Here is a 23,459-nt window from a genome sequence, read left to right on the forward strand (position 1 = left end):
AACATGTTCCGCCTGACCGAATACATGCATCAGCTGGTCAAGCCGACTCCGGTGCGCAAACGGCGCCCCGGCCCGGTAAAGCCGGTTGTGATCTGGAATCTGACGCGGCGCTGCAACCTGAAGTGCCGCCATTGCTACACCGTCTCGGCGGATGTCGCGTTCCCGGGTGAGCTCAGCCATGAGCAAGCCATGGTAACCCTTGAGGATCTGGGCCAGTTTCGCGTCCCGGCCCTGATCCTCTCGGGTGGGGAACCGCTGGACCGGTTCGATTTCTTCGACATTGCAAAACGCGCCCGTGATCTGGTGCCAATGCTGGCCTTGTCGACCAACGGGACCCGGATCTATGACGAAACAGCCGATATGATAGCGGATGTGGGCTTCAACTATGTAGGCATCTCGCTGGACGGGATCGGAGCGACGAATGACTGGTTTCGCGGCGTCGAGGGCGCTTTTGCGGACGCCCTGCGCGGCGTGCGAGAGTGCAAAAAGCGTGGCATCAAGGTTGGCCTGCGGTTCTGCCTGACCGAAGGCACGCAACATCACTTGCCTGACTTGCTGAGCCTTTGTGATGATGAAGGTGTCGACAAGTTCTACCTGTCGCATCTTGTCTATGCGGGGCGCGGCGACAAGAACCGGGGCGAAGATGCCGCGCATCAGCGCACGCGCAAAGGCCTGGATCTGTTGCTGGAACGCGCCTGGGAAGCCGCATCGGGCGGTCGTCCGCTGGATATCGTGACCGGGAACAATGACGCTGATGCCGGATATTTCCTGAACTGGATTCGCACGCATTTCGACGCCGACAAGGCTGCACATGTGCGTGCGCACCTGGCCGCGTGGGGTGGAAACTCAAGTGGTTTGGGTGTTGCCAATATCGACAATCTCGGCCGGGTCCATCCGGACACTTACTGGTCCGACTACACGGTGGGCAACGTAAAGACCAAATCGTTTTCCGAACTCTGGACCAGCGATGATCCGATGCTTGCGATGCTCCGCACCCGCCCACGCCCGCTGAAGGGGCGCTGCGGAGCCTGCGAACTCAAGGACGTGTGCGGCGGCAATACCCGCATCCGCGCCCTGCAATTGACCGGTGATCCCTGGGCCGAGGATCCGGCCTGTTACCTGTCCAACCAGGAAATCGGTGTGGATGATGCAGGGGAACGCCTTCAGGTCACACCGTTTCGGGGGAAAAGCCATGATCCGGCGCATCAGTTCTTTTAAGACACTCACATTCGGTACGTTGTGCTCGGTGTTGCTGGCGGGCACCGCCTGGGCAGATGCCCATTCGGATTACGCCGAACATTGCGCCTCATGCCACGGCGAGAACCGTCTGGGCGGGGTTGGCCCCGCGCTGATCCCTGAAACGCTCAAACGCATGCGGGGTCCCCGGGTTGCTGCGGTAATCGCGGAAGGGCGCGCGGCGACACAAATGCCGGCCTTCTCGCACGAGCTGGATGCCCTGCAAATCGAAGAGCTGGCGGGTTGGTTGAAATCGCCGTTGGAATCCGACCCCGAATGGGGCGAGGCCCAGATATTGGCCAGCCGGACGCTGGACGAGGAATATGTACCGGTGGATGCGCCTGTCTGGGACAGCGACCCGATGAACATTACGCTGGTGGTGGAAACCGGAGATCACCATGTCAGCGTTCTGGACGGTGACACGTTCGAGGTTCTGGACCGGTTCGAAACCCCCTTCGCCGTGCATGGCGGCCCCAAGTTCAGCCCGGATGGGCGGTATGTCTTCATCATGTCGCGCGATGGCTGGGTCCAGAAGTACGACATCTGGGCGCTGAAACAGGTGGGCCGTGTGCGTGCCGGCCTGAACAGCCGCAACATCGCCATGTCGGGCGATGGCAAATGGGTGGCCGTGGCGAATTACCTGCCAAACAGCCTGACGGTGTTGTCCACCGAAGACCTTTCCGTCGCAAAGGTCATCGAGGTCAAAAGCAAGAAGGGCCTGCCCAGCCGCGTCTCTGCGGTCTACCAGGCCCCTCCGCGGGAAAGCTTTGTTTTGGCACTGAAGGATGTGCCCGAGATTTGGGAAGTGTTTTACGGCGCCAATCCCCCGCAATCCGGGCTTGGTCATGATTTCCGCATCGAAGGCCAGTTCAAGAACCCTGATCCTTTCCCTGTGCGCAAGATCACAACGGCTGACTATCTGGACGATTTCTTTTTCGACCAGAGTTATGAATTTGTCATGGGGGCGTCCCGCGATGGCAAGGGCGGGCAAGTGATTGATCTGGTGATCGGGCACAAGGTGGCCGATCTGGATTTGCCCGGAATGCCGCATCTGGGCTCGGGGATCACATGGAAACACGGCGATACGACCGTGATGGCCACGCCGCACCTGACAGACGGCGCCGTGTCGGTGATCGACATGGAAAGTTGGGAAACCGTCAAACGGATCAAGACCGAAGGGCCCGGGTTCTTCATGCGCAGCCATGAGAATTCGCCTTATGTCTGGGCGGACGTTTTCTTTGGCCCCAACAAGGACGCGATGCACGTCATCGACAAGCAAAGCCTTGAAATCGTGAAAACACTGCGCCCTGCGCCGGGCAAGACCGTGGCCCATGTCGAGTTCACAAGAGATGGCAGCCACGCGCTGGTTTCGATCTGGGAAGATGACGGCGCGGTGATCGTCTATGACGCGCAGACGCTGGAAGAAATCCGCCGCCTGCCGATGCGCAAACCTTCGGGGAAATACAATGTCTGGAACAAGATCACCTTCTCGGAAGGAACCAGCCACTGAGGGGAAATGGCCGGTTTGGAAACTGGCCATTCTGCTGTATCCGGCCACGGCGTTGACCGTTGCCATCAACCTGTTTTTGCTCGGGCTTATCCTGCACAGCGTCGGGTTCGGCGCAATCGAACCGGTGCCGGCGATCCTCTGGTCGATTCCGCTGGGCATTCCTGCGGCATGGCTGGCCGGTCGGTGGCTGCGCGGATTGATGGACGAGGCCGACGGGTAGGTGCAAATTTTCAGGCACCTGACCTAAGTCAAGTCTTCGTCTGGAAGAATCCCCTAAGTTTTTGAAAAGAACGCCGAGCTGGATTCTCAATGCCTACCGTCCGCCCCCCGCATAGCCTGTTTGATCGCGTGTCCCGCGCGGTGTGCGGTTTGGTGGGTATTTTCCTGTTGCTTTTGCAGATGCTTGGCCCGGTGCTGGCGAGTCCCGGGGACAGCATGTGGATCGAGATCTGCTCGGAGGCAGGGGCGGTCTGGGTTGAAGTGGACCTTGAGGAAGGCACTGATGACCCGACCGCGCCTTGCCCGAAATGCGCCGATTGCGCGCTGTGCGCGGTGACAACGGCAGCCCCGCTGCCGGATCTGCCGCTGCTGATGCAGTCCGAAAATGTACGGATAGTACCCGCTGCAATCGGGGATCTGTGCATTTTGTACAACTCAAGGCGACTGTGGCCCGAAACCCGAGGGCCCCCGTTCGCGACCCAAGAAGAATCTGAACGCGCCCTGCGCGCGTCCATGGCGTCCACCCTAGCAATCGGAGGTGCGCCGTGGTCGTAAGTCGCGCAATCCATTTCCTGCTGGCTTTCACTCTGTCCTGCCTGATGGCGACCAGCGCCCATGCCGACAGCCTGGCCAGTTTCCTGCCCGACATCGACCCTGCCGATCTGGCTCCCGGCGCCGATGCCTTTGGCCCGGTGCGCGATGACGTCAAGGTCGCCCCTGTCCTGAAGGGCGGCGAGACCATTGCCTGGGCATTCCTGACCTCGGATTTTGTTGGCACGACGGGCTATTCCGGCAAACCGATCCACGTCGTTGCCGCCATCGACAACGATGCTGTGTTAACCGGAGTGCAACTGGTCAAGCACTCGGAACCCATCGTGCTGATCGGCATCCCCAATTCCCGCATGGTTGAATTGACCGAAGGCTATGCGGGCCTTGACCTGAAGGTTGAAGCCGAAACCGGGGGTGAGGGGCACGACCTCGACATCATCTCGGGCGCGACGGTCACGATCATGGTGATCGACGACAGCCTTGTGCGAGGCGGTATCAAGGTGGCGCGTGCATTGGGTCTGGGCGGCCTGTCGCCGTTGCAGGCCGACGGGCCAAAGCGCGAAGTCGATATAGCGCAGAATGCGGTCTATGATTGGTCGACCCTTTCGGGTGACGGCTCGATCCGGCGGCTGACGCTGGATGTCGGGCAGGTCAATGCCGCCTTCGAGGCCACCGGAGACCAGCGCGCGATCAAGCGCCCCGAACCGGGCGAACCGGATGACACTTTCATCGACATGCATATGGCGCTTGTCTCGGTTCCGTCGATCGGCAAGTCACTGCTGGGCGACGCCGAGTACCAGAACCTCGTGAACTGGTTGGACGAGGGCGAACAGGCCATTCTGGTGCTGGGGCGCGGTGCCTACAGCTTCAAGGGGTCAGGCTATGTGCGCGGCGGGATTTTCGATCGGATCCAGTTGATCCAGGGCGACAATTCGGTCCGGTTCTTCGACAAACAGCAAGTACGCCTTGGCAAGGTTGCAGCCCCGGATGCGCCCAGTTTCACGGAGCTGGACATCTTCAAGATCCCCGCCGATGCCGAGTTCGACCCGACCGAGCCCTTCCGCCTGCAACTGCTGGTACAGCGTGCCGTGGGAGCTGTTGAGAAAACCTTTCTGACATTCGATCTGGGCTACAAACTGCCCGACCGTTACCTGCTGCCGGTTGCAGCCCCAAAGATTGTCGAGGATGCGACCGGCGAAGCCGCCGCCAAGGCTGCCCTGTGGCAGCGCATCTGGAAGGACCGCACCGTCGAAATCGCCATTCTTGGCTTCATGCTGCTGGTCCTGACCGCGACGTTCTTCTTCCAGTTCCACGCGACGATGAATGCGCGGGTCTTCTACTGGTTCCGCATCGGCTACCTGACAATGACCCTGTTCTTCATCGGCTGGTACGCCAACGCGCAGTTGAGCGTGGTGAACCTGATGGCACTGGCGGGCAGCCTGCGCACAGGATTCTCGTGGGATGCGTTCCTGCTGGACCCGCTGGTGTTCATCCAATGGTTCGCCGTCGCCGCCGCGCTGTTGTTCTGGGGTCGCGGGGCCTATTGCGGATGGCTGTGCCCGTTCGGCGCGTTGCAGGAATTGACCAACAAGATCGCGCGCGCCCTGAAAGTGCCGCAATGGACGCTGCCCTGGGGTCTGAACGAACGCCTGTGGCCCGCGAAATACATGATCTTTCTAGTTCTTTTCGGGCTCAGCTTCATCTCGATCCCGTTGGCCGAGAAATATGCCGAGGTCGAGCCGTTCAAAACGGCGATCATTCTGAAATTCATGCGCGACTGGCCTTTCGTGGTCTTTGCGCTGGCCCTGCTGGGGATCGGGCTGTTCATCGAACGGTTCTATTGCCGCTATCTCTGCCCGCTGGGCGGAGCACTGGCGATCCCTGCCCGTATTCGCATGTTCGACTGGCTGCGCCGCTACAAGGATTGCGGCACGCCCTGTCAGACCTGCGCCAATGAATGCCCCGTTCAGGCGATCCACCCCACCGGTGAGATCAATCCGAACGAGTGCGTCACCTGCCTGCATTGTCAGGTGCTCTACCAGTCCGAGGACAAATGTCCCGTCGTTATCCGCCAGCTGAAACGGCGGGCCAAGACAGGATCGGTCCAGATGAAGACCCCGCTCGGACAACCACCGGCGAACCATCCGAACGCCAAACCGCAAACCGTTTCCTAAAAGGAGGAACGAACATGTCGGAACATGACAACAAACTAACCGTCACACGCCGTGGGATGCTGGGTGCAACAGCAACCGGTGCCGTGCTGGCCGGGACCGGTCTGGGCTCGACCCTGATGACCGCGAAACAGGCGAGCGCCGCGGCCAATGCCAATCTCGAACCGGGCGAACTGGACGAGTATTACGGTTTCTGGTCCTCGGGGCAGACCGGCGAGCTGCGCATTCTGGGCTTTCCGTCCATGCGCGAGCTGATGCGGGTGCCGGTGTTCAACCGCTGCTCGGCCACGGGCTGGGGTCAGACCAACGAGTCACTGAAGATCATGACCGAAGGGTTGCTGCCTGAAACCAAGGAGTTTCTCGCCAAGCGTGGCATGAAGACCTATGACAACGGCGACCTTCACCACCCGCACATGTCGTTCACCGACGGCACCTATGACGGCCGCTATCTGTTCATGAACGACAAGGCCAACACCCGCGTCGCGCGTGTGCGCTGTGACGTGATGAAATGCGACAAGATCACCGAGATCCCGAACGCCAAGGCGATCCACGGTCTGCGTCCTCAGAAGTTCCCGCGCACCGGCTATGTCTTTGCCAATGGTGAAGATGAAACACCGCTGGTCAACGATGGCAGCGTGCTGGACGATCCGTCGCAATACGTGAACATCTTCACCGCGCTGGACGGCGACACCATGGAAGTGGCGTGGCAGGTGATCGTGTCGGGCAACCTCGACAACACCGATTGCGACTATCAGGGCAAATACGCCTTCTCGACCTCGTACAACTCGGAAATGGGCATGAACCTTGCCGAGATGACCGAGAACGAGCTGGACCACGTCGTCGTCTTCAACATCGCCGAGATCGAAAAAGGCATCGAAGCCGGCGATTATCAGGAGCTGAAAGGCGTAAAGGTTCTGGACGGGCGCAAGGGTCAGAACAAGAAATACACCCGTTACATTCCGATCCCGAACTCTCCGCACGGCATCAACACCGCGCCAGACGGCAAGCACGTCTGCATCAACGGCAAGCTGTCGCCGACCGTCTCGATCATGGACGTCACCAAGCTGGACGCCCTGTTCGAAAGCGACGCCGACCCGCGGTCCTGCATCGTAGGTGAACCGCAGTTGGGTCTTGGCCCGCTTCACACCGCCTATGATGGTCAGGGCAACGCCTTCACCACGCTGTTCCTGGACAGCCAGATCGTGAAGTGGAACATCGACAAGGCCATCCGCGCCTACAATGGCGAGGACGTGGACCCGATCATCTCGAAGGTCGACGTGCATTATCAGCCGGGTCACAACTCCACCTCCATGGGTGAAACCAAGGAAGCCGATGGCAAGTGGCTGATTTCGATGAACAAGTTCTCGAAAGACCGGTTCCTGAACGTTGGTCCGCTGAAACCCGAGAACGAACAGCTGATCGACATTTCGTCGGATGAGATGAAAGTGGTGCACGACGGCCCGACCTTTGCCGAGCCGCACGACTCGATCATCGTTCGCAGCGACATCGTGAACCCGGTCAATGTCTGGGATCGCAACGACGTTACCTGGGAAGACGCCCGCAAACAGGCCGAAGCCGATGGCATCGACCTGGAAGAAGGTGCGGAAGAACCGATCCGGGACGGCAACAAGGTGCGGGTCTACATGACCTCGCAGGCGCCGACTTTCAGCCTTGAGAAGTTCACCGTCAAACAGGGCGACGAGGTCACGGTTTACATCACCAACCTCGATGACGTGGACGACGTGACCCACGGCTTCTGCCTGGGCAACTACGGCATCGCGATGGAAGTCGCACCGATGGCAACCGCCTCGGTCACCTTCACCGCCGACCGTCCGGGCGTGCACTGGTTCTATTGCCAATGGTTCTGCCATGCGCTGCACATGGAAATGCGCGGCCGGATGCTGGTCGAACCGCAAGGAGCCTGACCCATGCGCTGGCCCCTGCTCATACCGCTCCTGCTCGGCTCGCCCCTTTGGGCGGCGGATTGGGATGTGCCCAACCGGGCGGGGGCCATCAATGAAATACTGGCTCAGGCGGCGGACGGAGACACCCTCCGCCTGAGCCCCGGTGTTTATGCCGAACATCTGGTTCTGGACCGGCCCGTCACCATCGACGGGTTGGGACAGGCCACCATTGACGGGCAAGGCACCGGCAGCGTCATCACCGTAACCGGCCCGGGCGTGACCGTGCGCGGCCTGACAGTGATCGGCTCGGGTTCAAGCCATGACGGGATCGACAGTGGCATCCAGCTGACCAAGACGGCCCGCGCGCCGGTGGTCGAAGACAATGTGCTGCTGGGCAATCTTTACGGCATCGACATTCATGGTGCCAAGGACAGCATCGTGCGTGGCAACCGGATCGAAGGACGTCAGGACCAGCGGATGAATGACCGTGGCAATGGCGTTTATGTCTGGAATGCACCCGGTGCGCGGGTTGAGGACAATGATATCCGCTATGGGCGCGACGGAATCTTTGTGAACTCGTCCAAGAAGAATACCTTTACCGGCAACCTGTTCCGCGATCTGCGCTTTGCCGTGCATTACATGTATGCCGATAATTCGGTGGTCAGCGACAATGTCTCGATCGGCAACGATCTGGGCTATGCGGTGATGTTCACGACCAATGTGAAGGTCGCAGACAACGTCTCGATCGGTGACCGTGAACATGGCGTGATGCTGAACTATGCCAACAAGAGTCAGATCACCGGTAACGTGGTGATCGGTGCCAAGGAAAAGTGCACCTTCCTTTATAACTCCAACAAGAACGAATTCACCGACAACTGGTTCCAGGGATGCGGCATCGGCATCCACTTCACCGCCGGCAGCGAACGCAACCGCATCGTTGGCAATTCCTTCATCGGGAACCGGACACAGGTGAAATACGTCTCGACCAAATGGGTCGAGTGGTCCGAAGACGGGCGCGGCAACTACTGGTCCGATTTTGCCGCCTATGATGTGGATGGCAACGGCATCGCCGATGCCCCCTATCGCCCCAATGACTCGATGGACCATGTGCTGTGGACCCAACCCGCAGCCAAGCTGCTGCTCGGCTCTCCTGCCGTGCAGCTGGTGCGCTGGTCGCAATCCGCCTTTCCGGCACTGTTGCCCGGTGGCGTGATGGACAGCAATCCATTGATGCAACCCCTTGAACCCCCAGCTATGGAAAAGGTGCCTCATGACGGATAAGGCCCTGATTATTGACCATGTCAGCAAGGACCGGGGCAAGACCTGCGTTCTTGATGATATCACCCTGTCACTTGCCCCGGGTCAGCGCGTTGCGCTGCTGGGCCATAACGGCGCTGGCAAGTCGACCCTGATCAAATCCATCCTTGGCCTGACGCCGATCCAAGGCGGAGCCATCCGGATCGGAGACGCCACCCCCGGCAGCGCCCAGGCGCGGCGGGAAACGGCCTATCTGCCCGAGGCGGTATCCTTCCACCCGGCCCTGACCGGGCGCGAGCAACTGACCCTGTTTGCGAAACTGTCCGGCACCAGGGCGGATGTGGCCGGTCTGCTGGAGCGCGTAGGTCTGAGCGATGCCCTGGACCGCCGGATCGGCACCTATTCCAAAGGCATGCGGCAACGTCTGGGCCTGGCACAGGTTCTGCTGGGTCAGCCGAAAGTGGCTTTGCTGGATGAACCCACCAGTGGGTTGGACCCGATCTCGCGCCAGGATCTCTATGCCATCATCGACGAGCTGGCCGCGCAGGGCACCGCCGTGCTGATCGCCAGCCATGCCTTGACCGAGGTCGAGGCCCGCACCGACCGCATCGCCATCATGCGCAAGGGCCGGATGGTCGCGGATGACACGCTCAACAACCTGTCGGCCCTTGCAGGCCTGCCGATCCGTCTGAAAGTACGTGCAAGCGCCAACGCCGACGTGCTGGCCGCCGAACTTGGCGGCAACCGGATCAACGGCGCTTCGGTCGAGCTGCTGTGTTCCCCCGCCGACAAGATGGAAGCCCTGCGCCGGATCGCCGGATTGGGCGATGCCGTGGCGGATGTGGAAATGACCCCGCCCAAGCTGGAAGACCTCTATCGCTATTATGCACAGGAGGAGAGGCCATGACCCGCTTCTTCGCCATTACCCGTACCGAAATGCTGATCCTTCGCCGCAATCGCTGGCTGCTGGTGGCGACGCTGATCATGGTGCTGTTCGCACTGGCGCTGACCTTTGCGGGCAGTGCGCCAACCGGAACGCTGGGCGTTGACATGCTGACCGTTTCGGTTGCGTCGATGACCACGCTGTCGGTCTACCTCGCGCCCCTTTTGGCGCTGATGATCTCGTTCGACGCCATCGCCGGAGACGTGGACCGGGGCAGCCTGTCGCTGCTGTTGTCCTACCCTGCGGGGCGCGGAGAAATCCTGTTGGGCAAGTTCACTGCACATCTGGCCGCGCTGGCCTTTGCCATGACGGTCGGTTTCGGTACCGCCGGCGCGGTGGCGGCCTTCTTTGGTGGTGCCGGGCCGGAAAGCCTGATGGCGTTGGTCCGTCTCATCCTCACATCCATCCTTCTGGGCGCCGTGTTTCTGGCGCTGGGATACCTGCTGTCTGCCCTGGCTAAGGGGGCCACGGCGGCGGCAGGTCTGTCGGCCGGGCTCTGGCTGGTTTTTGTTGTCCTCTATGATCTGGGCCTGTTGGGGGCTGTCGTCATGGACAAGGGCGGCACCTTTACCCAATCCGTCTTTCCATGGGTGATGGTGGCCAACCCGGCCGACGCATTCCGTCTGTGGAACATCGCCGCGACGGAAGGCGTTGCAATGGCGTCCGGCATGACCGGGGCGGCACAGGCCTTGCCCGTCTGGGCCGCGCCTGCATCGCTGCTGATCTGGCCGGTGATCGGCTTTGCCCTGGCGCGGCTGGCATTCCGGAGGGTCGAGCCATGAAACCCCTCGTCCTGATCGCCTTGATCGCGTTGGCGGCCTGCAAGGAAGACCTGGCCGAGGCCCCCGATCCGGTGGATCTGACCCCGGACGCGCTGAGCTATTTCTGCCAGATGAACATCGCCGAACATGGCGGCCCCAAGGGGCAGATCCATCTGGAAGGATATCCCGCACCGCTGTTCTTTGCGCAGGTGCGCGACATGGTGGCATACCTCAAAAGCCCTGAACGTGATGCCGACATCACAGCCGTCTATGTCAGTGACATGGGCATTGCGCCAAGCTGGCGGCAGCCGGGTATCTCGAACTGGATCGCCGCGGATGGCGCGACCTTTGTCGTCGGCGCCAATGTGGCAGGTGGCATGGGTGCGCGCGAAGTGGTGCCTTTTGCCGATCCTGCCGATGCCCAGGCATTCATTGAGATTTACGGCGGAACGGCACTGAGCCTGCCGGACATCCCGGATACCGAAGTGCTTGGCCCTGTCGATCTTGAACTGTCGTTGGAGACCCCCGTATGACCGCTTTGTCGCGCCGCCGATTTCTGATCATCTCAGCCGCCTGTGCTGCGGCCACACCGCTTGCGGCCTCGGACGCGCGCTGGCACGGAACCGCGCTGGGTGCTGCCGCCAGCTTGCGCCTGGTGGGCCTGACGGACGCCGAAGCCGCACCCATCATGGCCGCCATGGAGACCGAGATCGCCCGGCTGGAAGACATCTTCAGCCTGTATCGTCCGCAATCGCAGCTCAGCCGGTTGAACCGCGATGGTTTGCTGACGGCGCCCGCTCCTGAATTGTTGGACGTGCTAAGCCTCAGCACAGCGCTGCATCAGGCATCGGGTGGCGCATTTGATCCGAGCATTCAACCCGTGTGGGCGGCATTGGCTGCGGGCGCGCGCCCGGGCGATCTGGTTGAAGTTCAGCCGGCAATAGGCTGGGAAAAAGTAGTTTTCGACGCCTCGGCCATTCGTTTGCCGGTGCCCGGAAAATCCGCACTGACGTTGAACGGTATAGCACAGGGCGCGATCACCGATCGGATCGCCAACCTGCTGCGTGCTCATGGCCTGCGTGATGTTCTGGTCAATATGGGAGAGGTTGCCGCCCTGGGTGCGCGTGGTGACGGTGCGCCCTGGAAAGTTGGATTGGCGGCGCCGGACCAAACGGTTCTGAAGCGGATTGAATTGAGCGATCGGGCAGTGGCGACATCTTCGACGCTGGCGACTCAGATCAGCCAGGGAGTTGGACACATCATTACCTTGGATGGGCCTTCAAGCCGCGACAGGACCGTTTCGGTTTCTGCCCCGAAAGCGGCAATTGCGGATGGGTTGTCCACTGCACTTTGCGCGGCATCCGCCGGCAGAGCCAAAGAGATCCTGGACTTCTTCCCCGACGCCCGTATCGAATTGAACGTTTAATGAAGAATTACAAATCTCGGACCGAACAAAAAAAATCCTAAAAAGTATGATATAGGTCAATTCGTGCGCTGCTTAAGGCAGCTAGGAAGTAAGGACGCGAACCTATCAATCCAATTTCGAGTCGCCAGCTATGAGCCAGATGACCAGCAGACGCGCTTTTCTAAGCGCGCGTGTCCTGCGGGAGGACCCAGATGCGATCCGTCCGCCGGGTGCGGTTGCAACTGGCTTCAGCGATCTATGCACGCGTTGCGAAGACTGCGCCGCGGCGTGTCCTGAAGACATCATCACATTCGACGATGCCGGTTTCCCCGTTCTTGACCTGTCCGCAGGCGGTTGCACCCTGTGTGGTGACTGCGCTGACATTTGTCCGACCCCGGCGTTGCTGTCGGAACGTGTTGCCGAATGGCCATGGCGCGCACGAATCGATGACACAAGCTGCCTGTCGACGAACGGCGTAAGCTGCCGCCTGTGTCAGGACAATTGCGAACAGGATGCCATCCGCTTTCGCCTGCAACTGGGCGGACGCGCGGAACCGGCGCTTGAAACAGAAACCTGCATCGGCTGCGGTAGTTGTTCCGCCGCCTGCCCCGCCGGGGCGATCGTGATGCACCGCCCCGCCCCACAACACCCGGAGGTGACCCAATGAACATCTGTGGCTGTCTGGTCCACATCGCCCCCGATTACACCGATGCCGCACGCGCGGCGATGGCCGAAACCCAGGGCGTCGAGCTTCATGCCGAAGCCGAGGACGGCCGTTTCGTAGTTGTTGTCGAGGATACGGCCGACAGGCTGGCCTCGGACACCATCATGGATCTGCACCAGATCCCCGGAGTGATCTCACTGTCACTGACTTATCACCATTTCGAAGATCTCGCGGAGACGGCTCCGCGTCCTGATGCTCCAAGCCAACCGTCCAGCAGGAGGCCCATGCAATGACCATCTCTGAATCCCGTCGTACATTTCTGAAAGCGTCCGCAGCGGCAGCCACTGCCTCGGCTGCGGGCATTCCCATGGCCGCAGGCCAGGCCAACGCTCAGGTCGGCGCGCCCGATATTCGCTGGGACAAGGCTGCCTGCCGGTTCTGCGGTACGGGCTGTTCGGTTCTGGTGGGCACCAAGGACGGCCGCGTGGTGGCCACGCAAGGTGACCCCGACGCACCGGTGAACCGGGGCCTGAACTGTATCAAGGGCTATTTCCTGTCCAAGATCATGTACGGCAAAGACCGCCTGACCACACCGCTTTTGCGCAAGACCAACGGCGAATACGACAAAAATGGCGAGTTCGAACCGGTCAGCTGGGATGAAGCCTTTGATGTGATGGCCGCCAAATGGAAAGAGGCGCTGGCCAAGAAAGGCCCGACCAGCGTGGGGATGTTCGGTTCGGGGCAGTGGACGGTCTGGGAAGGCTATGCCGCCGCCAAGATGATGAAGGCCGGGTTCCGGTCGAACAACATTGATCCCAATGCGCGTCACTGCATGGCCTCGGCCGTGGTTGGTTTCATGCGCACTTTCGGCATTGACGAACCGATGGGGTGCTATGACGACCTTGAGCACGCCGATACCTTCGTGCTGTGGGGATCGAACATGGCCGAGATGCACCCGATCCTGTGGTCGCGCCTGACCGACACCCGCCTGACGAAGCCGGGTTGCGAAGTGCATGTGCTGTCGACTTTCGAGCACCGCTCGTTCGAGCTGGCCGACAACGGCATGGTCTTTGCGCCGCAAACCGATCTGGCAATCCTGAACTATATCGCGAACTACATCATCCAGAATGGCGCGGTGAACGAAGAGTTCGTCAAGAACCACGTCAACATCACCAAAACCGCCACCGATATCGGTTACGGCCTGCGGGACAACAACCCCCTGCAACAAGAGGCTGAAAACCCGAACTCGGGCAAGTTGGAGCCGATCAGCTTCGAGGAATATGCCGAAGCCGTTTCGAAATACACGCTGGAATACACCTCGGAACTGTCCGGTGTTCCGGCTGACAAGCTGGAGCGTCTGGCAAAGCAATATGCCGACCCCAACCGCAAGGTGATGAGCCTGTGGACCATGGGCTTCAACCAGCATACCCGCGGGTCCTGGGTGAACTCGCTGATGTACAACGTGCACCTGCTGGTGGGCAAGATTTCGGAACCCGGCAACTCGCCCTTCTCGCTGACCGGTCAGCCGTCGGCCTGCGGTACGGCGCGCGAGGTAGGCACCTTTGCGCACCGCCTGCCCGCCGACATGGTGGTGATGAACGACAAGCACCGCGAGATCTGCGAAACCGCATGGAACGTGCCCGCCGGCACCATTCCTGACAAGCCCGGTTTCCACGCCGTGCTGCAACACCGCAAGCTGAAGGATGGCGACCTGAACGCTTATTGGGTTCAGTGCACCAACAACATGCAAGCTGCGCCGAACATCAACGAGGAAGGCTATCCCGGCTATCGCAACCCGGAAAACTTCATCACTGTTTCTGACCCCTACCCGACGGTCACTGCGGTTTCCGCCGACCTGATCCTGCCCACCGCCATGTGGGTCGAGAAGGAAGGCGCCTATGGCAACGCCGAACGCCGCACCCAGTTCTGGCGGCAGCAGGTAAAGGCCCCGGGCGAGGCCAAATCGGACCTGTGGCAGGTGATGGAATTCTCGAAACGCTTCACCGTCGAAGAGGTCTGGGGCGAAGAGTTGCTGGCCAAGATGCCCGAGCATCGCGGCAAGACCATGTACGAGGTTCTGTTTGCCAATGGCAGCGTCGACAAGTTCCCTCTGTCGGAAACCGCCGAAGGCTTCGACAACGACGAATCCGAACATTTCGGCTTTTACGTGCAGAAAGGTCTGTTCGAAGAGTACGCCAACTTCGGGCGCGGCCATGCGCATGATCTGGCACCATTCGAAACCTACCACCAGGCCCGCGGTCTGCGCTGGCCGGTCGTGGATGGCAAGGAAACGCTCTATCGTTTCCGCGAAGGCTATGACCCCTACGTGTCCGAGGGTGCCGGCGTAGAATTCTATGGCCACAAGGATGGCAAGGCCAAAATCATCTTTGCGCCATACGAGCCCGCAGCAGAGGAGCCGGATGCGGAATTCGATCTTTGGCTGTGCACCGGTCGCGTGCTGGAACACTGGCATTCAGGGTCGATGACGCGCCGGGTGCCGGAACTGCACCGCGCCTATCCCGCTGCCGTGGTCTACATGCATCCGCAGGACGCAAAGGATCGGGGTTTGCGCCGGGGTCAGGAGATTGTTCTGTCGACCCGCCGCGGCGAGGTTACCAGCCGTGTCGAAACACGGGGTCGGAACAAGGTGCCGCGCGGTCTGGTCTTTATGCCGTGGTTCGATGAGCACCAGCTAACCAACAAGCTGACGCTGGACGCAACTTGCCCGCTGTCGAAAGAGACCGACTTCAAGAAATGCGCCTGCAAGGTCGAGCGCGCGTAACCAGCAAGGATCAAACGGGTCGTTCCCATGTCTCTTGTCGATAAACCCCTTTCGCCGCAGCGGCGCCGGTTCCTTCAGGACTCGGCGCGGGCGGCGGGCGGCTGCGTGGTCGCCGGATCGTTGCTGGCCTATCTGGCCCGCGACGCCCGCGCCCTGCCCGCCGATGCCTTGCGCCCGCCCGGCGCATTGCCCGAGAAGGAGTTCCTGTCGGCCTGCATCCGTTGCGGTTTATGCGTGCGGGACTGCCCGTACGATACCCTGAAACTGGCCGAGCTCGGCTCGGATGCGGTGGCGACGGGAACGCCATTCTTCACCGCCCGGGATGTTCCCTGCGAAATGTGCGACGACATTCCGTGTGTCGCCGCATGTCCAACAGGGGCGCTGGACCCCGGACTGGAGAATATCGACGATGCCGAGATGGGTGTTGCCGTTCTGGTCGATCAGGAAAACTGCCTGAACTTCCTCGGTCTGCGCTGCGACGTCTGCTATCGCGTCTGCCCCGTCATTGACGAGGCGATCACTTTGGAGACGGCGCACAATACCCGATCGGGTCATCATGCCTTGTTCATTCCAACCGTTCATGCCGAACGCTGTACCGGCTGCGGCATGTGCGAGAAAAGCTGTGTTCTGCCCGAGGCCGCGATCAAGGTTCTGCCGGCACGGCTGGCGCGCGGCAGTTCGGCCGAGCATTACCGCAAAGGTTGGGAGGAAAAGGCCGCCAAAGGCGCGCCGGTGGTCGAGGGGATCATCGATCTGCCGGATCGTTTGCCCGGACTGGGAACCGACAATCTTGCCGCGCCCGGCGGTTTTGCCCCTGAATATGATCTGCCGGGGGTGGGGCAATGAGTACGCGCACGCACATGCCCGTCGGTCAGGAGGCCGTTGAAGGCAAAGGCTGGATCGGGGCGCATCGCTTTTTGCTGGTGCGCCGCGCAAGCCAGCTGTTCTTTCTGGTTCTGTTTCTGCTGGGCCCGTGGTTCGGCATCTGGATTGTCGAGGGCACCTTGGCGGGGTCACTGACGCTGGGCGTGTTGCCTTTGACTGATCCGTTCATCCTGTTGCAAAGCTTGGTTGCAGGTCATTGGCCCGAAATGACCGCGCTGATCGGTGGGCTGATCGTTCTGATGGTCTATGCCCTGATTGGTGGCCGTGTCTATTGTTCGTGGGTCTGCCCCATAAACCCGGTGACAGACGCGGCCAACTGGGTGCACCGCAAACTGGACCTGCCGAAAGGCTGGCAACCCAAGCGCGGCACCCGGCTGTGGATTCTGGCAACCGTGCTGCTGGTCTCGGGCCTGAGTGGTGTGATCTCGTGGGAGCTGGTCAACCCGATCACCATGCTGCATCGCGGGCTGGTATTCGGCATGGGCTTTGTCTGGGCCATGATTGCGGCCATCTTCGTGTTTGACGTTTTCGTCTCACGCCATGGCTGGTGCGGCCATCTGTGCCCCGTGGGCGCGTTCTACGGGCTGATCGGGTCGAAAAGCCTGCTGCGTGTCAGTGCAGCCAATCGCACGGCCTGTGATGACTGTATGGATTGTTATGCGGTCTGTCCTGAAAATCAGGTGATCTCACCCGCGCTGAAAGGCAAGCCGGGAAGCTCGCCCCTGATCCTGTCACCCGACTGCACAAACTGCGGACGCTGCATCGATGTCTGCGCAGTCGATGTCTTCAACTTTACTCACCGGTTCGACGACCATGTCGTTCAACCTTCCGATCCAGTTGCCGCGCCTGAGCCGCGCGCTGCCAGACCTATCTAGGGGAGTGCCAAGATGAAAAGATCAATCGTTACAGGCGGAATTGCCCTCCTACCCGTAGTTTTGCTGAGCGGATGGGCCTTTGCCCAGTCCGCTCAAGTCGAAACCCTGCGGGGCGCGGACGTAGACGAGCCGATCCCTTTGGATCAGATTCACAAAAATGTCGAAGGACGGATGCAACGTAATTATCGCCAGCAGCCACCGCTGATTCCGCATTCGATCGAACAATATCAGATCGACATTCGGACCAACCAATGTCTGTCCTGCCATGACTGGACCAAAGCAGGCGAGCGCAACGCACCGACCCTGTCGATGACCCACTATCTGGATCGCGATGGCAACGAGCTGGATCAGATTGCCGGAACCCGGTACTTCTGCAACCAATGCCACGTTCCGCAGGCGGACGCACCGCCGCTGGTCGACAACGTGTTCCAGCCCTCCGCCGGCAACTGATCCAACGCAAGACTGAAAGGAGCACCGACATGGCAGACTCCCCTGAAAAACGCGGCTTGCTTGGTCGCCTCTGGAACGCGATCTGGACACCGGCAGTGATGTTCAGCTCGGGCTTTTTGATCCTCGCCGGTTTTCTGGCCGGTATCCTGTTCTGGGGTGGGTTTCACTGGACGCTGGAACTGACCAACACCGAAGAGTTCTGCGTCTCGTGTCACACGATGGAAACGAACCTGGGTGAGTATCGCGAGACGATCCACTACAACAACCACTCCGGCGTGCGTGCGATCTGCTCAGACTGCCACGTTCCGGATGAATGGAACCACAAGATCAAAGCCAAGATCATGGCCGTGAAAGACGTCTATCATGAACTGGTGGGTACCATCAGCACACCCGAGAAATACGAGGATCACCGCTTGGCGATGGCCTCGGCCGTCTGGAAGAAAATGAAAGCGTCTGACAGCCGCGAGTGCCGCAACTGTCACAACTTTGACTACATGGACTTCACCATTCAGGAAACCCGCGCCGCGTCTGAACACCAACGCGCCATCGACAATGGTATGACCTGTATCGATTGCCACCAGGGCATCGCCCACAGCCTGCCACCCAACTATTTGGAAACATACGAAAAGGTGACTGCTGCATTGGAAGATGAAGTTGTGCAGGAGCACGCTGCCGCGGGTGACGACATCCGCGATTTCCTGAACAACAGCTCGAATTGATGTGGGGGCAGAGATGTTAGAGTTACTTGGAACCATCGGTGGCAACGTCCTGAGCTTGCCCGGCATACTCGGTCTGGCGTTGGGCATGATGACCCGCAAGCTGTGGCTGGGCGCGGCATTGGGCGGCGCAGTCGGTGTATTCGAGACGCTGGTTTTCGCAGGCTTCCGGTTTGCGCATGTAGAGCCACTGGAACTGATCATCGCTATTGTGGTCGGCGTCTGTGCAGGAAGCCTCGGCACTGCCATTCGCATCAAGGGCGCAACAGCCTGAAACACAGCCGGTTTCACCGTTTCGGTGGAACCGGCTTGTTACGTCGGGCCGGGCAGTGTCGTCACCAAGTCAATGACTGTCTTCATGTGATTTCACGCCGGCGATCACCAATTCCGCATTTCCGGGTAAGGACTGAAAGGATGCGGGCAATGTGCGATCGGTGATGAGCACGTCCTTTTCGGTCAATCTGGGCAGGCGCAACGCCGGGCCGGTCTGGGCCTCGTTGAATTTTGTGGAATCAACCGCCATGAAGGTCTGGTCAGCAATATCAGACATCGCCCGGGCCATATCAGCTTCGCATTGATCATAGACCATGAAGCCCTTGCTGGGATGCACCAGTGACGCCGACAATATGGCCGTCCGAGCCGAGAACCCTGCAATGACGTCATAGGCGGCCCGGTCGAAAGCAGCACCGTCGTGGTTGCGCAACTGCGTCCCCGCCATGAAGACCCTGTTGCCCTCTTCCATCGACAACGTGGCGGCGATGAAGGCCGAGTTTGTCACCACTGTGAGGTTTTTGCGCGCGCGAAGTGCCTGAGCAATGAAGCCCGAGGTCGAACCCGTGTCGATGGCAATGGCCGAACCGTCCGGTATCCGCGCCGCAACGGCGTCGGCAATCGCGACTTTGGCGGCGCGGTTCTGCGCCATGCGGGCCAGAAACGGAGGATCCAGCACATTTTGAGTGCTGACCAATGCACCATGCACCTTGGACAGGCTGCCGTTGGCGACCATCGGCTTCACGATTCGCCTTACAGTCTGGTCCGACACTTTGAGAATGCGCGCCAGCTCAATGACCGAAATTCGCCCATGCAGGTTTACCGTGCTGAGAATGTCTTGCTCGTATTTCGACATGAAGCGCCGCGATATTTGTTGATTTCATCAGGTTACTTGCAAGGTTGACGCTGTTCAAGCGACTTAATTCAACACATTTCAAACATTTTTGTTGCTTTTTGTTGCTTTGCGACTTTTGATGACGACATGTCATTTGAAATGGGTGGACGCATGACAACGCATTCGGTCAGACATCTCATCATTGGCGGGGGCATCATCGGATGCTCCATCGCGTATCACCTCGCACGGTCCGGTGAGACGGATGTTGTTCTTCTGGAAAGGGCGTCCCTGACCGAGGGGGCCACCTGGCATGCGGCGGGCCTTGTCGGGCAGTTGCGGTCATCGCGCAACACGACGCGGATGCTGAAACGGTCCGTGGCGCTGTATGATCGTCTGGCCGAAGAAACCGGGATGGAATTCGACTGGAAGAAAGTCGGAAGCCTGCGCCTGGCGGCAAGCAAAGAGCGGCTTCTGGAAGCAAAGCGCCTGGCGACAATGGCCCGCAGCTTTGATCTGGAGATGGAAATAATCTCGGCCGCCGAAGCCAAGGCGCTTTTCCCCTATGTCGACGCGAAAGGGTTGGAGGGCGCGGCTTTTATCCCGTCGGACGGTCATGTCGATCCCGCAGGCTTGTGTCAGGCAATCGCATCCGGCGCCCGGATGCACGGTGCCCGGATCCGCCAATCCGTAGAGGTCACCGATTTTGAAATCCATAACGATCGCATCACCAAAGTGATGACATCTGAAGGGGATTATGAAGCGGACACCGTCGTTCTGGCCGCAGGAATGTGGAGTCGCGAACTGGCCGCGAAACTCGGGGTCGTTGTCCCGGCCTGCGCTGTCGAGCATCAATACATCGTAACAGAATCCCTGCCCGACCCCGATCTTATAAAACGCCTGCCAACCCTGCGGGATCCCGAGCGGCTGGTGTATTACAAACCGGATGCAGGCGGGAGGCTTGTGATCGGCGGGTATGAGGACAACACGCTGCCATTCGGCGACAGGGGTATTCCGGGCGCGTTTGTCCGGCAGCTTTTGCCCGACAACCTGGAGCGGTTTGCCCCCCTTGCCGAACTGGCAGGCCAGGTTACGCCGGTCGTCAACACGGTTGGAATCCGGCAGGTGATCAACGGCCCAATCCCATATTCCGCAGATGGCGATTTTGTCATGGGATGGGCGCCTGAACTGCGAAACTTGATGCTGGCGACCGGATTTCTGTACGGCATCGCGGCAGGTGGTGGCGCAGGAGAGATGATCGCCGAGTGGATTGTCGAAGGCCGCCCGAGCCTTGATCTGTGGCCTCTGGACGTGCGCCGGTTCAGTCCGCATCACGCCACGCGCGCCTTCATGTATCCTCGCGCGGTCGAGCATTACGCGCATCACTACAAGATGCGATATCCGGGGCAGGAGGCGGAAACGGCCAGAAACCTGCGCCTGTCGCCCCTGCATGAGAGGCTGAAACAACATGGCGCGGTGTTCGGGTCAAAAAATGGCTGGGAGCGGCCGCTCTGGTTCGCCCCGCCCGGTGTCGAGCCGGTGGATCAGTTGGATTTCCTGTCACCGGGTTGGAAAACCTATGCCGAACAGGAACACAAGGCCGCGCGCGACGGGGTCGTTCTGATCGATCAAACCAGTTTCTCAAAGTTCGAACTGATCGGCCCCGGCGCACTGGAGGCCCTTCAAAACCTTGCCGTTTCAAATATGGACAAGCCGGATGGCACGGTGATCTACACCCAATTGTGCAATGATCGCGGCGGGGTTGAAGCCGATATCACCGTCACCCGATTGGGGCGGGACCATTTTTACATCGTCACCGGGTCCGGATTCGGCGTGCATGACTCGGATTGGATCCGACGTCACCTGCCCCGCGACGGGCGCGCGCAGCTGATCGAAATGACGTCGGCACGCGCCGTCATCAACATTTGCGGCCCCAAGGCGCGGGATGTGATGCAGACCGTCGCGGAAGAAGACGTCTCGAACCTTGCATTTCCCTTTGCAACGGCCCGAGAGATCACCTTGGGAACGGCAAAGGTCCGCGCGATCCGCATCGGTTACGTCGGAGAGCTGGGATGGGAGCTGCATATCCCGACCGAGTTCGCCCTGCATGTCTATGACCTGCTTTGGCAGGCCGGTCAAAGCCATGGCATCCGCGACATCGGCTACCGCACCATCGAGTCCTTGCGGCTGGAAAAAGGGTATCTCTACTGGAGCGCCGACATCACCCCCGACTATTCGCCAATCGAAGCGGGCCTTGGCGCGCGGGTCCATCTGAAATCCAAACAGGGCTTCATCGGGCGACCGGTGCTGGAGGCGCAGAAAGCGACCGGTACTGACCGGCAGCTCTGTACGTTCATCACCGATGAGCGGCTGCCGATCAGCGGAGGAGAGACCATACTGCATTCCGGAAAAACAGTCTCGCTGGCGTGCAGTGGTGGCTATGGGTTTACCGTCGGCAAGACCATCCTCTACGGTTATCTGCCTGCGGGATTGGCTGGTGGGTCAGAATTCGAAGTGGAGGTGTTCGGAGAGCGTCACCCCATCCAGCGTGTGGACGGGCCGCTTTTCGACCCGGCAAACAGCCGTTTGAAAGCCTGAGGGAGAGAGCGATGCAAAACGAGCCGAAACTTGAGATCATGCAGGCCCTTCGCAACGTGGCGGGGTTTGACACCCTTGCCGAGACGGACCTTCGCACCTACCGGCTGGGCGGGTTGACCAATCTGGTCTACCGCGTCGAAGGTGGGCCAAGGACGGTGATCGTGCGCATCCCAGGCGAGGGCACCGAAGCCTATATCGACCGCGCGGTTGAAATCCACAACGCGCAGGTGGCGGCAAAAGCCGGGGTCGGCCCCGAAGTTCTGTGGGCAGACGCGTCATCCGGCGTGATGATCAGTGATTGCGTGCCCGACATCGTGACGATGACACCCGAGATGTTTGCGACGCGCCCCGGGTCTGCCGCCCGCGCGGGAAAGGCGCTGAGGCAACTGCACGATGCCCCCGAGCCGTTCAAGTTTCGGTTCGAGCTGTTTTCGATGATCAACGACTACATGAAGGTACTTGCAGACAAAAACGCGACCCTGCCGGACGGATACGCGGACGTCGTGGCCGAGGCGGCCCCGATCCGCGAGGTGTTGCGGGACAAACCCGGGACATTGGTCCCGAGCCATTGCGACCCTCTGTGCGAGAATTTTCTGGATGACGGCCAACGCATGTGGATCGTGGACTACGAGTATTCAGGCATGAACGATGCCCTTTGGGATCTGGGTGATCTGTCGGTCGAAGCCGGGCTGACCGACGAACAGGAGCTGGACATGTTGACCGCCTATTTCGACGGCCCGCCGAGCGAGGCTCAGATCGGGCGCATGGTGATCTACAAAGCCATGTGCGACCTGCTGTGGACGCTGTGGGGATTGATCCAGCATGCGGATGAAAACCCCGCCGAAGATTTCTGGGCCTATGCCACGAACCGGTTCGAACGCTGCAAGTCCCTGATGCTGGCCCCGTCCTTTGCGGCCCATGTGAAAGCCGTGGCCGAGGAATAGGGTTTCATCCGCAGCCAGATCCGCCCTAGATACCGGATGTTTCCTAGCTTACCACAGATCTTTGAGCCGCTTTCCCTGATACCTGTATCCCAATGAAGAACGGGCGGGCATGACACGGGATGCGCCCGGAGCGTAAGTGTATCTGTTCGAAGCACATTTGCGCGCGTCGGCCCTTTGCTGGTGCCGGGGTTGAGTCTGCTTTTCTGCCCGATACCTCATCAGGACCACGGCACTTTTGTACCTCTGTCAGCCTTGACGTGGCGTCAGGGATAAGCCGGTATATCCGGTCGTTCGGTCGCCCTAAAATCTTGCCAATAAAGTCAACTTGAGACTTGAACCTTATGATTTTTCAGGAAAAGCACGTGACGCTGTGGTAATTTAGACGTATAGCGGCCAATCAATGTAACAAGTTAACAGTGCTGCCTTTTCCTGCTATGGATTCAGTATGAATTCCTCTCTATTTTTGGATTATACATATTCATTATGTA

Annotated in this window: 22 protein-coding genes; 21 read left to right on the forward strand and 1 reads right to left on the reverse strand. The window is 60.0% G+C overall.

What is annotated here, in order from left to right; translation table 11 throughout:
- Positions 1–3: 3 nt before the first annotated feature.
- From nirJ to GOW60_RS07900, 19 genes are all read left to right on the forward strand, one after another.
- Positions 4–1,218 carry a heme d1 biosynthesis radical SAM protein NirJ gene (gene nirJ, locus GOW60_RS07810; RefSeq protein WP_171228842.1) on the forward strand — a complete coding sequence of 405 codons (1,215 nt, stop codon included), beginning with the start codon at positions 4–6 and terminating at the stop codon, positions 1,216–1,218.
- A complete protein-coding gene (locus GOW60_RS07815; RefSeq protein ID WP_171228843.1) occupies positions 1,193–2,746 on the forward strand; it encodes a nitrite reductase in 1,554 nt (517 codons plus the stop codon). Before nirJ ends, GOW60_RS07815 begins: the two co-directional genes overlap by 26 nt.
- Positions 2,703–2,966, forward strand: a complete 264-nt coding sequence (locus GOW60_RS07820) for a hypothetical protein (protein ID WP_171169778.1) — start codon at positions 2,703–2,705, stop codon at positions 2,964–2,966. The genes GOW60_RS07815 and GOW60_RS07820 overlap by 44 nt, the downstream gene beginning before the upstream one ends.
- Before the next feature lie 89 nt (positions 2,967–3,055).
- On the forward strand, positions 3,056–3,520 hold the full coding sequence (locus tag GOW60_RS07825; RefSeq protein ID WP_217355497.1) for a DUF2946 family protein: 465 nt from the start codon (positions 3,056–3,058) through the stop codon (positions 3,518–3,520).
- Between the two features lie 44 nt (positions 3,521–3,564).
- Positions 3,565–5,688, forward strand: a complete 2,124-nt coding sequence (locus GOW60_RS07830; RefSeq protein ID WP_217355514.1) for a NosR/NirI family protein — start codon at positions 3,565–3,567, stop codon at positions 5,686–5,688.
- Positions 5,689–5,702: 14 nt separating this feature from the next.
- Entirely contained in the window at positions 5,703–7,610 is a 1,908-nt protein-coding gene (gene nosZ, locus GOW60_RS07835) for a TAT-dependent nitrous-oxide reductase (protein ID WP_152460377.1), read from the forward strand.
- A gap of 3 nt (positions 7,611–7,613) precedes the next feature.
- Positions 7,614–8,870, forward strand: coding sequence for a nitrous oxide reductase family maturation protein NosD (locus GOW60_RS07840; protein WP_171169781.1), 1,257 nt, complete (start codon positions 7,614–7,616; stop codon positions 8,868–8,870).
- On the forward strand, positions 8,860–9,753 hold the full coding sequence (locus GOW60_RS07845) for an ABC transporter ATP-binding protein (RefSeq protein WP_171228845.1): 894 nt from the start codon (positions 8,860–8,862) through the stop codon (positions 9,751–9,753). Before GOW60_RS07840 ends, GOW60_RS07845 begins: the two co-directional genes overlap by 11 nt.
- A complete protein-coding gene (locus tag GOW60_RS07850) occupies positions 9,750–10,571 on the forward strand; it encodes an ABC transporter permease (RefSeq protein ID WP_171228846.1) in 822 nt (273 codons plus the stop codon). The genes GOW60_RS07845 and GOW60_RS07850 overlap by 4 nt, the downstream gene beginning before the upstream one ends.
- Positions 10,568–11,083, forward strand: coding sequence for a nitrous oxide reductase accessory protein NosL (locus GOW60_RS07855; protein ID WP_171228847.1), 516 nt, complete (start codon positions 10,568–10,570; stop codon positions 11,081–11,083). Before GOW60_RS07850 ends, GOW60_RS07855 begins: the two co-directional genes overlap by 4 nt.
- Positions 11,080–11,976: an FAD:protein FMN transferase gene (locus GOW60_RS07860; protein ID WP_171228848.1), complete on the forward strand. Its 897-nt coding sequence runs from the start codon at positions 11,080–11,082 to the stop codon at positions 11,974–11,976. Before GOW60_RS07855 ends, GOW60_RS07860 begins: the two co-directional genes overlap by 4 nt.
- A 139-nt stretch (positions 11,977–12,115) precedes the next feature.
- Positions 12,116–12,622, forward strand: coding sequence for a ferredoxin-type protein NapF (napF, locus tag GOW60_RS07865; RefSeq protein ID WP_254443854.1), 507 nt, complete (start codon positions 12,116–12,118; stop codon positions 12,620–12,622).
- Positions 12,619–12,912 carry a chaperone NapD gene (locus GOW60_RS07870; RefSeq protein ID WP_152460384.1) on the forward strand — a complete coding sequence of 98 codons (294 nt, stop codon included), beginning with the start codon at positions 12,619–12,621 and terminating at the stop codon, positions 12,910–12,912. The genes napF and GOW60_RS07870 overlap by 4 nt, the downstream gene beginning before the upstream one ends.
- The gene (napA, locus tag GOW60_RS07875; protein WP_171228850.1) at positions 12,909–15,401 is read left to right on the forward strand and encodes a nitrate reductase catalytic subunit NapA; all 2,493 of its coding nucleotides are present in this window, start codon (positions 12,909–12,911) and stop codon (positions 15,399–15,401) included. Before GOW60_RS07870 ends, napA begins: the two co-directional genes overlap by 4 nt.
- Before the next feature lie 27 nt (positions 15,402–15,428).
- Positions 15,429–16,247, forward strand: a complete 819-nt coding sequence (gene napG, locus GOW60_RS07880) for a ferredoxin-type protein NapG (protein WP_171228851.1) — start codon at positions 15,429–15,431, stop codon at positions 16,245–16,247.
- Positions 16,244–17,161 (forward strand): quinol dehydrogenase ferredoxin subunit NapH, encoded by a 918-nt coding sequence (napH, locus tag GOW60_RS07885; RefSeq protein ID WP_171228852.1) that lies wholly within the window; start codon positions 16,244–16,246, stop codon positions 17,159–17,161. Before napG ends, napH begins: the two co-directional genes overlap by 4 nt.
- Before the next feature lie 12 nt (positions 17,162–17,173).
- The gene (locus tag GOW60_RS07890) at positions 17,174–17,611 is read left to right on the forward strand and encodes a nitrate reductase cytochrome c-type subunit (RefSeq protein ID WP_171228853.1); all 438 of its coding nucleotides are present in this window, start codon (positions 17,174–17,176) and stop codon (positions 17,609–17,611) included.
- A 29-nt stretch (positions 17,612–17,640) separates the two neighbouring features.
- Positions 17,641–18,330 carry a NapC/NirT family cytochrome c gene (locus GOW60_RS07895; protein ID WP_171228854.1) on the forward strand — a complete coding sequence of 230 codons (690 nt, stop codon included), beginning with the start codon at positions 17,641–17,643 and terminating at the stop codon, positions 18,328–18,330.
- Positions 18,331–18,343: 13 nt separating this feature from the next.
- A complete protein-coding gene (locus GOW60_RS07900; protein ID WP_152460390.1) occupies positions 18,344–18,601 on the forward strand; it encodes a hypothetical protein in 258 nt (85 codons plus the stop codon).
- Positions 18,602–18,670: 69 nt separating this feature from the next.
- Here GOW60_RS07900 and GOW60_RS07905 read toward each other — a convergent pair whose 3' ends face one another.
- Positions 18,671–19,453 (reverse strand): DeoR/GlpR family DNA-binding transcription regulator, encoded by a 783-nt coding sequence (locus GOW60_RS07905; protein WP_171228855.1) that lies wholly within the window; start codon positions 19,451–19,453, stop codon positions 18,671–18,673.
- Positions 19,454–19,603: 150 nt separating this feature from the next.
- On the opposite strand from GOW60_RS07905, the gene GOW60_RS07910 reads away from it, so the two are divergent.
- Both GOW60_RS07910 and GOW60_RS07915 read left to right on the forward strand, forming a co-directional pair.
- On the forward strand, positions 19,604–22,027 hold the full coding sequence (locus GOW60_RS07910; protein ID WP_171228856.1) for an FAD-dependent oxidoreductase: 2,424 nt from the start codon (positions 19,604–19,606) through the stop codon (positions 22,025–22,027).
- Positions 22,028–22,038: 11 nt separating this feature from the next.
- Positions 22,039–22,971 (forward strand): choline/ethanolamine kinase family protein, encoded by a 933-nt coding sequence (locus tag GOW60_RS07915; protein WP_171228857.1) that lies wholly within the window; start codon positions 22,039–22,041, stop codon positions 22,969–22,971.
- Positions 22,972–23,459: the final 488 nt, after the last annotated feature.

This window comes from Ruegeria sp. HKCCA4008 (genome assembly GCF_013033125.1).
Taxonomy (GTDB): domain Bacteria; phylum Pseudomonadota; class Alphaproteobacteria; order Rhodobacterales; family Rhodobacteraceae; genus Ruegeria.